14 protein-coding genes are annotated in these 13,635 nt (G+C 73.1%); 3 read left to right on the top strand and 11 right to left on the bottom strand.

The window, feature by feature from the left end; translation table 11 throughout:
• Positions 1 to 111: 111 nt before the first annotated feature.
• The 6 genes from gatB to P3H78_RS28270 all read right to left on the bottom strand — a co-directional run bounded on the left by gatB (position 112) and on the right by P3H78_RS28270 (position 4,712).
• Entirely contained in the window at positions 112 to 1,626 is a 1,515-nt protein-coding gene (gene gatB / locus P3H78_RS28295) for an Asp-tRNA(Asn)/Glu-tRNA(Gln) amidotransferase subunit GatB (protein ID WP_276112020.1), read from the bottom strand.
• Positions 1,627 to 1,642: 16 nt separating this feature from the next.
• Positions 1,643 to 1,885 (bottom strand): hypothetical protein, encoded by a 243-nt coding sequence (locus tag P3H78_RS28290; protein ID WP_276112019.1) that lies wholly within the window; start codon positions 1,883 to 1,885, stop codon positions 1,643 to 1,645.
• Complete coding sequence (gene gatA, locus P3H78_RS28285; protein ID WP_276112018.1) at positions 1,882 to 3,381, bottom strand: Asp-tRNA(Asn)/Glu-tRNA(Gln) amidotransferase subunit GatA; 1,500 nt, start codon at positions 3,379 to 3,381, stop codon at positions 1,882 to 1,884. The genes P3H78_RS28290 and gatA overlap by 4 nt, the downstream gene beginning before the upstream one ends.
• Before the next feature lie 6 nt (positions 3,382 to 3,387).
• A complete protein-coding gene (gene gatC, locus P3H78_RS28280; protein ID WP_006130840.1) occupies positions 3,388 to 3,684 on the bottom strand; it encodes an Asp-tRNA(Asn)/Glu-tRNA(Gln) amidotransferase subunit GatC in 297 nt (98 codons plus the stop codon).
• Between the two features lie 142 nt (positions 3,685 to 3,826).
• Positions 3,827 to 4,318: a cupin domain-containing protein gene (locus P3H78_RS28275; RefSeq protein ID WP_276112017.1), complete on the bottom strand. Its 492-nt coding sequence runs from the start codon at positions 4,316 to 4,318 to the stop codon at positions 3,827 to 3,829.
• Positions 4,319 to 4,340: 22 nt separating this feature from the next.
• On the bottom strand, positions 4,341 to 4,712 hold the full coding sequence (locus P3H78_RS28270; RefSeq protein WP_276112016.1) for a DUF4267 domain-containing protein: 372 nt from the start codon (positions 4,710 to 4,712) through the stop codon (positions 4,341 to 4,343).
• A 96-nt stretch (positions 4,713 to 4,808) separates the two neighbouring features.
• Here P3H78_RS28270 and P3H78_RS28265 point away from each other — a divergent pair, with 96 nt between their 5' ends.
• The gene (locus P3H78_RS28265) at positions 4,809 to 5,396 is read left to right on the top strand and encodes a TetR/AcrR family transcriptional regulator (protein ID WP_276112015.1); all 588 of its coding nucleotides are present in this window, start codon (positions 4,809 to 4,811) and stop codon (positions 5,394 to 5,396) included.
• A 22-nt stretch (positions 5,397 to 5,418) separates the two neighbouring features.
• Here P3H78_RS28265 and P3H78_RS28260 read toward each other — a convergent pair whose 3' ends face one another.
• From P3H78_RS28260 to P3H78_RS28240, 5 genes are all read right to left on the bottom strand, one after another.
• Positions 5,419 to 7,656, bottom strand: a complete 2,238-nt coding sequence (locus P3H78_RS28260; protein WP_276112014.1) for a putative bifunctional diguanylate cyclase/phosphodiesterase — start codon at positions 7,654 to 7,656, stop codon at positions 5,419 to 5,421.
• 258 nt (positions 7,657 to 7,914) lie between these two features.
• Entirely contained in the window at positions 7,915 to 10,107 is a 2,193-nt protein-coding gene (gene ligA / locus P3H78_RS28255; RefSeq protein WP_276112013.1) for an NAD-dependent DNA ligase LigA, read from the bottom strand.
• A 15-nt stretch (positions 10,108 to 10,122) separates the two neighbouring features.
• Positions 10,123 to 11,130, bottom strand: a complete 1,008-nt coding sequence (locus tag P3H78_RS28250; RefSeq protein ID WP_276112012.1) for a methionine synthase — start codon at positions 11,128 to 11,130, stop codon at positions 10,123 to 10,125.
• A gap of 19 nt (positions 11,131 to 11,149) precedes the next feature.
• Positions 11,150 to 11,848, bottom strand: coding sequence for an SDR family oxidoreductase (locus P3H78_RS28245; protein ID WP_276112011.1), 699 nt, complete (start codon positions 11,846 to 11,848; stop codon positions 11,150 to 11,152).
• Positions 11,849 to 11,863: 15 nt separating this feature from the next.
• Positions 11,864 to 12,403: an LOG family protein gene (locus tag P3H78_RS28240; RefSeq protein ID WP_276112010.1), complete on the bottom strand. Its 540-nt coding sequence runs from the start codon at positions 12,401 to 12,403 to the stop codon at positions 11,864 to 11,866.
• 52 nt (positions 12,404 to 12,455) lie between these two features.
• Here P3H78_RS28240 and P3H78_RS28235 point away from each other — a divergent pair, with 52 nt between their 5' ends.
• Together P3H78_RS28235 and P3H78_RS28230 are read left to right on the top strand one after the other, a co-directional pair.
• Positions 12,456 to 12,779: a DUF427 domain-containing protein gene (locus tag P3H78_RS28235; protein ID WP_276112009.1), complete on the top strand. Its 324-nt coding sequence runs from the start codon at positions 12,456 to 12,458 to the stop codon at positions 12,777 to 12,779.
• A gap of 59 nt (positions 12,780 to 12,838) precedes the next feature.
• A complete protein-coding gene (locus P3H78_RS28230) occupies positions 12,839 to 13,621 on the top strand; it encodes an alpha/beta fold hydrolase (protein WP_276112034.1) in 783 nt (260 codons plus the stop codon).
• Positions 13,622 to 13,635 lie beyond the last annotated feature (14 nt).

Raw genomic sequence — 13,635 nt, 5'->3', positions numbered from 1 at the left:
GCGTAGCGCCCCGGTGCCGGTCCTCCGCCGCCGGGGTGGGCGACGGGTGCGGACATGCGTGGGGGGACGCACCGCGTTCGGTGCGTCCCCCGGAGCCGTCGGCGGACCGGTTCAGCCTTCGGACACGCCGAGCTGCTGCAGGATCAGCTCCTTGACGCGGGCCGCGTCGGCCTGGCCGCGGGTGGCCTTCATGACCGCGCCGACCAGGGCGCCGGCCGCGGCCACCTTGCCACCGCGGATCTTGTCCGCGATGCCCGGGTTGCCGGCGATGGCCTCGTCCACGGCGGCGGTCAGCGCGCCCTCGTCCGAGACGACCTTCAGACCGCGCTTCTCGACGACCTCGTCGGGGCCGCCCTCACCTGCGAGGACGCCCTCGATGACCTGGCGCGCCAGCTTGTCGTTGAGCTCGCCGGAGGACACCAGCCCGGCGACCCGGGCGACCTGCTCCGGCGTGATCGCCAGCTCGTCCAGCGCCGTGCCGGACTCGTTGGCCTGCCGGGCCAGTTCGCCCATCCACCACTTGCGGGCGGAGGCGGCGTCGGCGCCGGCCCCGATCGTGGCGACGATCGGGTCCAGGGCACCGGCGTTGAGGATCGCCTGCATGTCGGTGGCCGAGATGCCCCAGTCCGCCAGGAGGCGGGTGCGGCGGACCAGCGGCAGCTCCGGCAGCGCGGCGCGGATCTGCTCGACCCACTCGCGGGACGGGGCGACCGGCACGAGGTCGGGCTCCGGGAAGTACCGGTAGTCCTCGGCCTCCTCCTTCACCCGGCCCGAGGTCGTGGACCCGGTGTCCTCGTGGAAGTGGCGGGTCTCCTGGACGATCGTCCCGCCGGCGCCCAGGACGGCGGCATGCCGCTGGATCTCGAAGCGGGCCGCACGCTCCACGGAGCGCAGCGAGTTCACGTTCTTCGTCTCGGAGCGCGTGCCGAACGTGTCGCTGCCCTTCGGCATCAGCGACAGGTTGACGTCGCAGCGCATCTGGCCCATCTCCATGCGCGCGTCGGAGACGCCGAGCGCCCGGATGACCTCGCGCAGCTCGCGGACGTAGGCGCGCGCGACCTCGGGGGCGCGCTCGCCGGCGCCGACGATCGGCTTGGTGACGATCTCGATGAGCGGGATGCCGGCGCGGTTGTAGTCCAGCAGGGAGTGGGACGCGCCGTGGATACGGCCGGTGGCGCCGCCGACGTGGGTCGACTTGCCGGTGTCCTCCTCCATGTGGGCGCGCTCGATCTGCACGCGGAAGGTCTCCCCGTCCTCCAGCTGCACGTCGAGGTAGCCGTCGAAGGCGATGGGCTCGTCGTACTGGGAGGTCTGGAAGTTCTTCGGCATGTCCGGATAGAAGTAGTTCTTCCGGGCGAAGCGGCACCACTCGGCGATCTCGCAGTTCAGGGCGAGGCCGATCCTGATCGCGGACTCGACACCGGTCGCGTTGACGACCGGGAGCGCGCCGGGCATGCCGAGGCAGACGGGGCAGGTCTGGGCGTTCGGCTCGGCGCCCAGCGTGGTGGAGCACCCGCAGAACATCTTGGTCTTGGTGCCGAGTTCGACATGGACCTCGAGGCCCATGACGGGGTCGTACGACGCCAGCGCGTCCTCGTACGACACCAGGTCGGTCGTGGTGGTCACGGTGAAAACTTCCCTCTCAGCCCAGCAGGACGTCGTCGTCGCCGAGCCGCTTCAGCTCGCGGTAGAGGATGGCGATGCCGGTGACGATGGCGGCGGCGGACACGGCCGCGTCGATCAGGCGCAGGGTGTCGTTCTCCAGGCGGGCCTTCTTGACCTGCTTGACGACGGCGACGGCGCCGAACGCGGTGGTGGCCATGGACAGGTAGGTGCCGGACTTGGTCTTCTTGAAGCCCTTGGCCTTGGACAGTGCCTTGCTCACAGCGACGGAGCCTCCTCGAGCAGCGGGTGGCCCCACTTTTCCACGAAGGCGGCCTCGACGGCCGCACCGACCTTGTAGAGCCGGTCGTCCTGCATCACCGGGGCGATGATCTGGAGACCGACCGGGAGGTTGTCCTCGGGAGCGAGACCGCAGGGCAGCGACATGGCCGCGTTGCCCGCCAGGTTGGTGGGGATGGTGCACAGGTCGGCGAGGTACATCGCCATCGGGTCGTCGGCGCGCTCGCCGATCGCGAAGGCGGTGGTCGGGGTCGTCGGGGAGACGATCACGTCGACCTGCTCGAACGCCCGGTCGAAGTCCTGCTTGATGAGCGTGCGGACCTTCTGGGCGCTGCCGTAGTACGCGTCGTAGTAGCCGGAGCTGAGCGCGTAGGTGCCGAGCATGATGCGGCGCTTGACCTCGGCGCCGAAGCCCTCCTCGCGGGTGAGCGCGGTGACGTCCTCCGCGGAGCGCGTGCCGTCGTCGCCGACGCGCAGGCCGTAGCGCAGGCCGTCGAAGCGGGCCAGGTTGGAGGAGCACTCGGACGGCGCGATGAGGTAGTACGCCGACAGGGCCAGGTCGAAGGACGGGCAGTCCAGTTCGACGATCTCGGCGCCCAGCTCCCCGAGCAGCTCGACGGACTCGTCGAACCGCTGGATGACGCCGGCCTGGTAGCCCTCGCCGCGGAACTGCTTGACGACGCCGACGCGCATGCCCTGCACGCTGCCGTTGCGCGCGGCCTCGACGACCGCCGGGACCGGGGCGTCGATGGAGGTGGAGTCCATCGGGTCGTGGCCGGCGATCACCTCGTGCAGCAGGGCCGCGTCGAGGACCGTGCGGGCGCAGGGGCCGCCCTGGTCGAGGGAGGAGGAGAAGGCGACCATGCCGTACCGGGAGACCGCGCCGTAGGTCGGCTTGACGCCGACGGTGCCGGTGACGGCGGCCGGCTGGCGGATGGAGCCGCCGGTGTCGGTGCCGATGGCGAGCGGGGCCTGGTAGGAGGCGATGGCCGCGGAGGAGCCGCCGCCGGAGCCGCCGGGGATCCGGGTGAGGTCCCAGGGGTTGCCGGTCGGGCCGTAGGCGCTGTTCTCGGTGGAGGACCCCATGGCGAACTCGTCCATGTTGGTCTTGCCGAGGATCACCACGTCGGCGTCCTTGAGCCGCTTGGTGAGGGTCGCGTCGTAGGGCGGGATCCAGCCCTCCAGGAGCTTCGAGCCGACGGTGGTCGGCACGCCCGCGGTGGTGAAGATGTCCTTCAGCGCGAGCGGAACGCCGGCCAGCGGGCCGAGCTCCTCGCCGCGCGCCCGCTTCTCGTCCACGGCGCGGGCCTGGGCGAGGGCACCCTCGCGGTCGACGTGCAGGAAGGCGTGGACCTTCTCGTCGACGGCCTCGATCCGGGCGAGGTGGGCCTCGGTGACCTCGACCGCGGTGAGCTCGCCGGAGGCGATCCTCGCGGCGGTCTCGGCGGCCGTGAGCTTGATGATGGTGCTGTCCGTCATGGCTGTTTACTCCTCCCCCAGGATCTGCGGCACCTTGAAACGCTGCTGCTCCTGGGCCGGGGCGCCGGAGAGCGCCTGCTCGGGGGTGAGCGACGGACGGACCTCGTCCGCGCGCATGACGTTCGTCAGCGGCAGCGGGTGGGAGGTCGGCGGCACGTCTTGGTCGGCGACCTCGCTGACGCGGGCCACCGCGCCGATGATGTCGTCGAGCTGGCCAGCGAAGTGGTCGAGTTCTTCGGGCTTCAGCTCCAGACGCGCCAGCCGGGCGAGGTGGGCGACCTCCTCGCGCGTGATGCCAGGCATGCAGCGATCCTCTGGGGTGAGTGCGTGTGGTGTGGATCCAGGGCCCGTGGGGGCCGCAGGCCCCAATCCTATGGGGCGGGGGCCGGAGACCGTGAAACGGTTTGCCCGGACCCCCGCCCGGCCCGGGGGCGCGGCCGCCCGCTCAGCGGCGCCCGTCCCAGGCCGCGCTGCGCAGGAAGTGGTTGTCGTAGAGGTCCTGCACCTCCAGCAGGCTCTCCGGGGCGACCTCGCCGAGGCGGATGCGCCGGAGGTGGCGGAAGTACTCGAAGCGCTCGACGCCGGGGGTGATCACGATCAGGAGGTCGGCGCCGGAGCCCTCGACGGCGGCGAAGGCGTGCGGGCGGCCCGGCGGCACCACCACGAGGTCCCCGCGCCCGGCGGTGACGACGTCGTCGCCGGAGAGGAACTCGGCCCCGCCGTCGAGCACGTAGAACATCTCGGCGGAGTTGCGGTGCAGGTGCGGGCGGGCCCCGTCGGCGCCCTCGGCGAGGGTGACGCGGACGGTGGACAGCGCCCCGCCGGTGGCGTCGCTGTCGGCCAGCAGCCGGACGGTGCTGGGCGCGGCGCCCACCACCTCGGCCCCGGCGTCGCGGACGACCACGGTGTCGTCGAACGTGGGCACGAACAGAGACATCGGGCTTCCCCCTTGTGTCGGGTCAGACCGCGAAGAGCAGTCCGGCGCTGACCAGTACGACGACCGCCGTGGCGAAGTGGATCCCGAAGGCCACGGCTTTCGCGCCGCCGTTGCGCAGGACGATCAGCGTGTCGCCGAGCGGCACCAGGGCCACGGCGACCATGAACCACGCCTCGGCGCGGGCCCCGGCGAGGGCCAGCAGCGCCAGCCCCAGCAGCCCGAAGGTGCCGTCCCGGAGACCCTTGACCGACAGATAGGCGCGGGCGTCGCCGCGCGGGTCGGCCGGGACGCCGTACCCGGCCGCGGCGGGCCCGGGCTGGAACAGGAAGCGGTAGCCGAGGAACACGCAGAACAGGTCGAGCAGGACGGCGAGCGTGTACGCGGTGACGGTCATGACTCCCCCTGGAGTGGTGTTTACTAGCAACGCTAGAACCAAGAGCGAAGCTAGCAGAGCGTCGACAGATTGGCTAGCGTTGATAGAATCCCGGGCATGACGATCCAGACGCGCCGGGAGCGCGAGCGTGCGGAACGCGAGCGGCTGATCGTGACGGCCGCCCGGCAACTGGCGGAGAGCGAGGGCTGGGACGCGGTCACCACCCGCCGGCTGGCCGCCGAGATCGAGTACAGCCAGCCCGTCCTCTACAGCCACTTCAAGGGCAAGGACGCGATCATGGCCGCCGTCGCGGTGCAGGGCTGCGCGGATCTGGCGGCCGAGCTGCGGGCGGCGCGCTCGGCGGCCGGGACCGCCCAGGAGGCGCTCGCCGCGGTGGGCGAGGCCTACACCGCCTTCGGCGGGCGGCGGCCCGCCCTCTACGACGCGATGTTCACCCACCGCGTGGACCTGCCGTTCGCCACGGCCGAGGCGCCGGCCCCGCTGCGCGCGGCCTTCGGCGAACTGGCGCAGGCCGTCGCCCCCATGGCGCGCCCCGGTGACGACCCGGCCCTGCTCACCGAGACGTACTGGGCGGGACTGCACGGACTGGTCACCCTGATGCGCAGCGGCCGCCTCCCCGCGGAGGCCCACCAGCGCCGGCTGGCGCTGCTCGTCGGCCACTTCGCCGCGTCCGGCCCGGCCTGACCGCGCCGGCCGGGGCGCCGGGTCACTCGTCGGACGCGGCCGCGGGCAGCGCCGCGGCGGGCCGCTGCCAGCCGCGGGAGCCCCGCGCGCGCAGCCAGGCCGTGGTCTCGTCGGGCGGCATCGCCGCCGCGACCAGCCAGCCCTGCACCGCGTCGCAGCGGAGGTCGCGCAGACGCTCCCAGGTCTCGTCGTCCTCGACGCCCTCCGCGACGACGAGCAGTCCGAGGGAGTGTGCGAGGTCGACCGTGCAGCGCACGATCTCGGCGTCCTCGGTGTCCACCGCCAGCCGGGCCACGAACGAGCGGTCGATCTTCAGCTCGCTCACCGGCAGCCGGCGCAGGTGCACCAGCGAGGAGTAGCCGGTGCCGAAGTCGTCCAGCGACATCTTCACGCCGTGCCCGGTCAGTCCGGCCAGCGTGTCGGCGGCGCGCTGCGGGTCCTCCAGCAGCACGTGCTCGGTGATCTCCAGCTGGAGCGCCCCGGCCGGCACCCCGTGGCGGGCCAGCCGTGCGGCGACGGAGCCGGCGAAGCCGGGGGTGTGCACGTCGCGCGGGGAGACGTTGACCGCGACGGGGACGAACAGGCCCTGCGCCCGCCAACGGGCGACCTGCGCGAGGGCGGTCTCCAGCACGTACTCCGTCAGATGGGGCATCAGCCCGGAGGACTCGGCGATCGCTATGAACTCGTCCGGCGGCACCTTCCCCCGCTCCGGGTGGACCCAGCGCACCAGGGCCTCCAGGCCGGCGACCTGCCCGTCGAAGCGGACCTTGGGCTGGTAGTGCAGTTCGACCTCGTGGGCGTCGAGGGCACGGCGCAGATCGCCGAGCAGCCCGAGCCGGTCCGGGGTGTTGGAGTCCCGCTTGGACTCGTAGACCTCCACGCCCGTGCGGTCGCGCTTGGCCTGGTACATCGCCACGTCGGCGCGGCGCAGCAGGCCCTCGGCGTCGAGCGCGTGGTCGGGGAAGACGGCGACACCGGCGCTGGCCTCCAGCACCAGGATGAGTCCGTCCAGATCGAGGGGGGAGCTGAGCTCTCCGACCAGAGCGCGGGCGACGCGGGTCGCCGACGTGGTGGAGTCGGCGACGGGCAGTAACACCGCGAACTCGTCGCCGCCGAGCCGCGCGGCCTCCGCCCCGCGCGGCAGGGCCAGCCGCAGCCGGTCGGCTATCTGGAGCAGCAGTCGGTCTCCGGCGAGATGGCCGAGGGTGTCGTTGACCGAGCGGAAGCGGTCCAGGTCGATCAGCATCAGGGCGGCCCGGGCACCGACGCGTTCGGCGTCGTCCAGGGCGCTCCAGATGCGGCCCAGCAGCCACTGCCGGTTGGGCAGCCCGGTCAGCGGGTCGCGCAGCTGTTCCTCGGCACGGGCGCGGGCGATCCACAGGGTGGAGTCCAGGGCGACGAGCGGGATGGAGAACAGCGGCAGCAGCACGGGCTCGGCGACGGCGACCACGCAGAGCAGCGGCGCGATGCCGAGCAGCGCGACCGCGACCAGGCCCTGGCGGATCAGGGAGGTGCGCGGGACGGCGAGCAGGCCGCCGGCGCGGGGGGCGTGCAGGTACCAGAGCAGGCCGCGGGAGACGGCGAGGTAGGCGACGGCGACCAGGAGCACCTCGGGGGCGGCGCAGGGCGTCCAGGTGCCCGGGTCCCAGGGCTGCTCCACGCTGGGCACCCGGCCGAAGGCGCCCAGCAGCAGGGCGCCGGCGCCGATGCCGAGGATGTCGACGGCTCCGTGCAGCACGCCCTCGCGCCAGCGGTGGCGCCGGGCCATGCCGACCAGGACGACGACGGTGAGGCTGACCATGCCGGCGGGCACCCAGCCGTGCAGCAGGAGCACGGCCAGGGTGAGCGCGGCGCCCGAGCCGGTGCCGCCCCACCAGCGGGCGCGGCCGAGCATGACCAGGTGGCCGACGATGATGCCGGTGAGCACGGCCAGCGACCAGCCCGGGGTGCCGGACGGGAAGAGGGCGTGGTCACCGGTGAACGCCCGGACGAAGCCGGCGCCGAGCACGAGGGCGGCCGCCGCGACGACCGCCGCGGGCAGCACGGACCGGCGCTCGGGCCGCTGCGACCCGTCGTCGGGGAGGGAGGGGGCGCCCTCGCCGGACGGCGGCGGGACGGAACGGACGTCCGTCACGGTGTACTGTCCGCCGGGACGCCGCGCCGCGCCCGCGCGCTCCGGGGTGCGCCCCGTCCACCCCCGCCATGCGCCGGTCATCCGGCGCAGCCGTGAGTCCGGGGCGGCGCTCTCGGTCGGTTCCATTCCCGTCCCTCTCACAGCCGGCGGTGCCCACGCCCCGCGGTCACCGCCCGACAGCCCCGGCGACACCGCGTCCGAAAACCCTTCCCCCTGCCGCCTGATGAGCACGGGGATGCCCTGACCGCAGCTGGGCACGGCCGGCGCACGTCTCAACAGTAGGCTGCAGAGGGCCTGCACGGGCAGCGGTCGTCGACGGTTGCCCGAATGCGCCCCGGCCACCCGTATGCATCTGATATGCACCGAACGGGTGGTCTTCAACCGCTACTCGCCGGTCGGAAGGGCGACTTCGGCCGCCGCGTCCGGTCCGCGCTCCAGCAGGACCGCGAACCCCTCCTCGTTGAGCACGGGGACCTTCAGCTGCATCGCCTTGTCGTACTTCGATCCGGGGTTGTCGCCGACCACGACGAAGGACGTCTTCTTCGACACCGAGCCGGTCACCTTCGCACCGCGGCTCTGCAGCGCCTCCTTGGCGGCGTCCCGGGTGAACTGCTCGAGTGTGCCGGTGACCACGACCGTCAGGCCCTCCAGCGGGCGCGGGCCCTCGTCCTCGCCGGAACCCTCCTCCTCCATGCGGACGCCCGCGGCCCGCCACTTGCGGAGGATCTCCTGGTGCCACTCCTCGGCGAACCACTCCTTGAGCGAGGCGGCGATGATGGCGCCGACCCCGTCGGTGTCCGCCAGCTCCTTCTCGCCGGCCTGCTCGATGCGCTCGATGGAGCGGAACTCCCGGGCCAGCGCCTCGGCGGCGACCGGGCCGACGTGACGGATCGACAGGCCGGTGAGGATCCGGGCGAGCGGGCGCTGCTTGGCCGCCGCGATGTTCTCCAGCATGGCCAGGGCGTTCTTCTTCGCGTCGCCCTGCTGGTTGGCGAAGACCGTGGCGACCTTCTCCTCCCCCGTCTTCGGGTCCCGCTTGGGCAGTCCGCTGTCCTGGTCGAGGACGTAGGCCTTGATGGGCAGCAGCTGCTCGACGGTGAGGTCGAACAGATCGCCCTCGTCCCGCAGCGGCGGCTCGGCGGGCTCCAGCGGTCTGGTCAGCGCGGCCGCGGCCACGTATCCGAAGTGCTCGATGTCCAGCGCCTTGCGGCCGGCGAGGTAGAACAGGCGCTCGCGCAACTGGGCCGGGCAGCCACGGGCGTTGGGGCAGCGCAGGTCGACGTCGCCCTCCTTCATGGGCCGCAGCGGAGTGCCGCACTCGGGGCACTGAGCCGGCATGACGAAGGCACGCTCGGTGCCGTCGCGCAGGTCGGCGACCGGGCCGAGGATCTCCGGGATGACGTCACCGGCCTTGCGCAGCACGACCGTGTCCCCGATGAGGACGCCCTTGGCCTTGACGACGTCCTGGTTGTGCAGGGTGGCGAACTCGACCTCCGAGCCGGCCACGGTCACCGGCTCCACCTGCGCGTACGGGGTGACCCGGCCGGTGCGGCCCACGCCCACGCGGATGTTGACCAGCTTGGTGTTGACCTCCTCCGGCGCGTACTTGTAGGCGATCGCCCAGCGGGGGGCGCGGGAGGTGGAGCCGAGGCGCCCCTGCAGCGGGATCTCGTCGAGCTTGACGACCACGCCGTCGATTTCGTGCGCCACGGAGTGCCGGTTCTCGCCGTAGTGGGCGATGAACGCGCGCACGCCGTCGAGGCCGTCGACCACGCGGTTGTGCGGGGAGGTGGGCAGGCCCCAGGACTTCAGCAGCTCGTACGCCCCGGAGAGGCGGGTGAGGCCCTCGTAGCCCTCCAGGGCGCCGATGCCGTGGACGACCATGTGCAGCGGCAGCGTGGCGGTGACCTTGGGGTCCTTCTGCCGCAGCGAACCGGAGGCGGAGTTGCGCGGGTTGGCGTACGGCTTCTCCCCGGCCGCGACCCGGCGCGCGTTGAGGCCCTGGAACGCCTCCATCGGGAAGTAGACCTCGCCGCGGATCTCCACCAGGCGCGGGACGCGGTCGCCGTCGAGGCGGTGCGGGATCTCGGCGATGGTCATGACGTTGGGCGTGATGTCCTCGCCGACGCGGCCGTCGCCGCGGGTGGCCGCGCGGACCAGCCGGCCGTCCTCGTAGGTCAGGTTGACCGCGAGGCCGTCGACCTTCAGCTCGCACAGGAAGTGGTGGTCCGTGGTGCCGACGTCCTTGGCGACGCGCTCCGTCCAGGCGGCGAGGCCCTCGTCGTCGAAGACGTTGTCCAGGGAGAGCATCCGCTGCCGGTGCTCGACCTCGGCGAGGTCGGTCTCGTACGCCACGGCGACCTTCTGGGTCGGCGAGTCGGGCGTGCGCAGCTCCGGGAACTCCTCCTCCAGCGCCTCCAGGGAGCGCAGGAGCCGGTCGAACTCCGCGTCGCTGATGACCGGGGCGTCCTTCACGTAGTACCGGAAGCGGTGCTCCTCGACCTGCTCCGCGAGCCGCGCGTGCTTCTCCCGTGCCTCGGCGGGCACCGTCGTATCCGCTTGCTTGTCGCCGGCCACCGTGTGGTCCTCCCGTTACTCTGGGTTGTCCGCGAGGGATCTCGCCGCCCGGACGCAGTGGGCGAGCGCCCGGCGGGCGTACGCGGGGGACGCCCCTGCGAGCCCGCACGCCGGAGTGAGCGTGACCGACTCCGTGAGAAGCCCCGGAGGCAGTCCCAGCCTGCGCCACAGCGTCCTGACACCCATGACGCTACCGGCAGGGTCTGACAACGGGCCGTCCGTGGTGGGGACGACACCGGCGAACAGCCGGGTGCCCGACTCCACGGCCTCACCGATCGCGTCGTCGTCACGCTCGGTGAGAAGGGAGAAGTCGAAGGAGATGCCGGCGGCGCCCGCCCGGCGCAGCAGCGCGAACGGCACCTCCGGCGCGCAGGAGTGGACGACGACGGGGCCGTCGCCGTGCACCCGGAGGACCTCGCGGAGGGTCGCCTCGACCACCTGCCGGTCCACGGCGCGGTGGGTGCGGTAGCCGCTCGCGGTCCGCACCCGGCCCTGCAGCACCGCGGTGAGGGAGGGCTCGTCGAGCTGGAGGACCGGCCGGGCGCCGGGCACCCGGCGCCGGATCTCGGCCAGGTGCAGCCGCAGCCCCTCGGCCAGGGAGGCGGCGAGGTCGCGGCAGGCACCGGGGTCGGAGAGCGCGGCCTCGCCGTTCCTCAGCTCCAGGCCGGCGGCCAGCGTCCACGGGCCGACGGCCTGCACCTTCAACGGGCCCTGGTGGCCCTGCGTGAACTCCTCCAGCGCGTCGAGGTCCTCCACCAGCCAGGACCGCGCCCGCCGGGTGTCCCGTCCGGGCCGGTCGCCGATCCGCCAGCCGCTGGGCTCCACGCGCGCGTACAGCTCGACGAGCAGGCCCGCGGTCCGCCCGAGCATGTCGGCGCCGGGCCCGCGCGCGGGCAGTTCGGGCAGGAAGGGGAAGTCCTCGAAGGTCCCCGTCGCGGTCTTGGCGGCCTCCCTGGCGTCCCCACCGGGCAGGGAACCGATCCCGGTGGCGGCGCCGAAGGCGGACTGGCTGTTTTCACTCACCCGGGAAGCCTACGGCCGGTCAGCGGCCCGGCCGCACCGTCAGGTCGTTGATCTCGGCGTCCCGCGGCAGGTCGAGCGCCGTCAGGATCGTCGTGGCGACCGACTCGGGGTCGATCCAGCGGCCGGGGTCGTACTCCTTGCCCTCCTGCTGATGCACCTTGGCCTGCATCGGGCCGGCGGTGCGCCCGGGGTAGACCGAGGTGACGCGCACGCCGTGGGCGTGCTCCTCCTGGCGCAGGGAGTCGGCGAGCGCCTTCAGGCCGTGCTTGGACGCGGCGTAGGCGGCCCAGTCGGCGTGCGCGGCCAGTCCGGCGCCGGAGTTGACGAAGACGACGTGGCCGCGGGCGGCCCGCAGCTGGGGCAGGAAGTGGCGGGTCAGCTCCGCGGGGGCGACGAGGTTCACGTCGAGCTGGTGCCTCCAGGTCTTCGGGGTCAGCTCGCCGACCGGGCCGAGGTCGACGACGCCCGCGACGTGGAGCAGCGAGTCCACCCGGTCCGGGAGCGTCTGGTGGGAGAAGGCCCAGCTGAGCCGGTCCGGCTCGGCGAGGTCGCCGACCAGGGTCCGCGCGCCGGGGAACTGCGCCGCGAGCTCCTTGGCCCGGCCGGCGTTGCGCGCGTGCAGCACCAGCTCGTCCCCGCGCGCGTGCAGGCGGCGGGCCACGGCCGCGCCGATGCCGGAACCGGCCCCGGTGATCACATGAGTAGCCATGCCCGCCATGCTCGCACCCCGGTCTCAGCGGTGGCCGAGCGACTCCTCCAGGTACGCCATGGCGTCGGCGGGTTCGTCGGCGAAGCGCATCAGCTCGGCCAGCGGGCGCGGCAGGAAGCCCTCCTCCTCCATGCGGCGGAACTGCGTGTGCAGGCCGTCGTAGAAGCCCGCCGTGTTGAGCAGCACGACGGGCTTGTCGGTGCGGCCGTGCTTCTTCAGCTCCAGGATCTCGGTGGCCTCGTCGAGGGTGCCGGTGCCGCCCACCATGATGACCACGGCGTCCGCCTTCTCCAGGAGCAGCCGCTTGCGCTCGGCGAGGTCCCTGGCGATCACCATGTCGTCGGTGCCGGGGCGCGCCTTCGCCGACAGGAAGTCGACGGAGACGCCGGAGAGCCGTCCGCCCGCGTCGTGCACGCCGTCCGCGACCACCTTCATCAGACCGGTGTCGGAGCCGCCCCAGACGAGGGTGTGGCCGCCCTTGCCCAGCAGCCGCGCGAAGTCCCGCGCGGGGCGCGTGTAGCGGTCGTCGAGGTCGGCGGCGGAGAGGAAGACGCAGATGTTCATGCGTCCCACGGTACGGGGGAAGAAGCGGCGGCCCTCGCGTGGTTTCCCCGGTATGACACAGGGACACACCATCACCGTCGAGCAGGGCACCCGGCGCGTGCGCGCCGTCCACGACGGCCGGGTGCTCGCCGAGAGCGACCGCCCGCTGATCCTGCGCGAGACCGGCTGCCCCGTCCGCTACTACCTCCCCGCCGAGGACGTGCGCCTGGACCTGCTGACCGTCTCGGAGACGCGCACGCACTGCCCCTTCAAGGGCACCGCCTCGTACTGGTCGGTGGACGGGCGGGCGGACCTCGTCTGGTCCTACCCGGACCCCGAGCCCGGGGTGGCCGGGATCAAGGACCACCTCTGCTTCTACGACGTGGAGGAGGTGTGACCGGCCACGGCTGGGCGCCTCCCCGATGAGTCGGGCCGCGCGTGGCAGTCTTCACCAGCATGGACAACAAGACCCTCTCCCGTGACGGCACCCCGATCGCACACCACCGCACCGGACAGGGTCCGGTGGTCGTCCTCGTCAGCGGCGCGATGTCGACCGGCGCCACCACCGCGCCGCTGGCGGCGGCCCTGTCGGGCCGTTTCAGCACCGTCGTGTACGACCGCAGGGGGCGCGGCGCGAGCGGTGACACCGCGCCGTACGCGGTGGAGCGCGAGGTCGAGGACCTCGCGGCGCTGATCGAGGCGGAGGGCGGCGAGGCCGCCCTGTACGGCGTCTCCTCGGGCGGCGCGCTGGCGCTGCGCGCGGCGGCGGCCGGGCTGCCGGTGCGTCAGGTCGCCGTGTACGAGCCGCCGTACGCGGTCGGTGAGGACGGCGCGCAGGAGCGTGCCGCCTACACCCGGGACCTGACCGCGGCCCTCGCCCGGGACCGGCGCGGGGACGCGGTGGAGCTGTTCCTGCGGCTCACCGGGCTGGCTCCGGAGATGATCGCCAACGCCCGGCAGTCCCCCATGTGGGCCGGGATGGAGGCGATCGCGCCGACGCTCGCCCACGACGACGCCGTGATGGGCGGCGGTCCGGTACCGCGGGAGCTGCTGGCGTCGGTGCCCGTGCCGGTGCTTGCGGTCGCGGGCGGTGCGAGTCCGGGATGGCTGCGGGTGGTGGCCCAGCAGGTCGCCCAGCTCGTGCCGCAGGGGACGTACCGGACGCTGGAGGGCCAGACGCACGCGGTGGAGCCGGAGGTGCTGGCGCCGGTGCTGGCGGAGTTCTTCGCGGGGGCGTAGAGCGCCGGTGGCGG

The sequence above is a fragment of the Streptomyces tropicalis genome (assembly GCF_029269835.1).
Taxonomy (GTDB): Bacteria; Actinomycetota; Actinomycetes; order Streptomycetales; family Streptomycetaceae; genus Streptomyces; species Streptomyces tropicalis.
The sequence above is the reverse complement of the archived record's forward strand: the minus strand, read 5'-3'. Positions and strand labels throughout refer to the sequence as shown.

Bases quoted from the DNA above. Each gene is read 5' to 3' on its own strand.
- P3H78_RS28260 (WP_276112014.1), bottom strand. From the start codon at position 7,656: ATGGAACCGACCGAGAGCGCCGCCCCGGACTCACGGCTGCGCCGGATG.
- P3H78_RS28235 (WP_276112009.1), top strand. From the start codon at position 12,456: ATGACACAGGGACACACCATCACCGTCGAGCAGGGCACCCGGCGCGTG.
- P3H78_RS28240 (WP_276112010.1), bottom strand. From the start codon at position 12,403: ATGAACATCTGCGTCTTCCTCTCCGCCGCCGACCTCGACGACCGCTAC.
- P3H78_RS28270 (WP_276112016.1), bottom strand. From the start codon at position 4,712: ATGACCGTCACCGCGTACACGCTCGCCGTCCTGCTCGACCTGTTCTGC.
- gatC (WP_006130840.1), bottom strand. From the start codon at position 3,684: ATGCCTGGCATCACGCGCGAGGAGGTCGCCCACCTCGCCCGGCTGGCG.
- gatA (WP_276112018.1), bottom strand. From the start codon at position 3,381: ATGACGGACAGCACCATCATCAAGCTCACGGCCGCCGAGACCGCCGCG.
- P3H78_RS28275 (WP_276112017.1), bottom strand. From the start codon at position 4,318: ATGTCTCTGTTCGTGCCCACGTTCGACGACACCGTGGTCGTCCGCGAC.
- P3H78_RS28245 (WP_276112011.1), bottom strand. From the start codon at position 11,848: ATGGCGGGCATGGCTACTCATGTGATCACCGGGGCCGGTTCCGGCATC.
- P3H78_RS28230 (WP_276112034.1), top strand. From the start codon at position 12,839: ATGGACAACAAGACCCTCTCCCGTGACGGCACCCCGATCGCACACCAC.
- P3H78_RS28265 (WP_276112015.1), top strand. From the start codon at position 4,809: ATGACGATCCAGACGCGCCGGGAGCGCGAGCGTGCGGAACGCGAGCGG.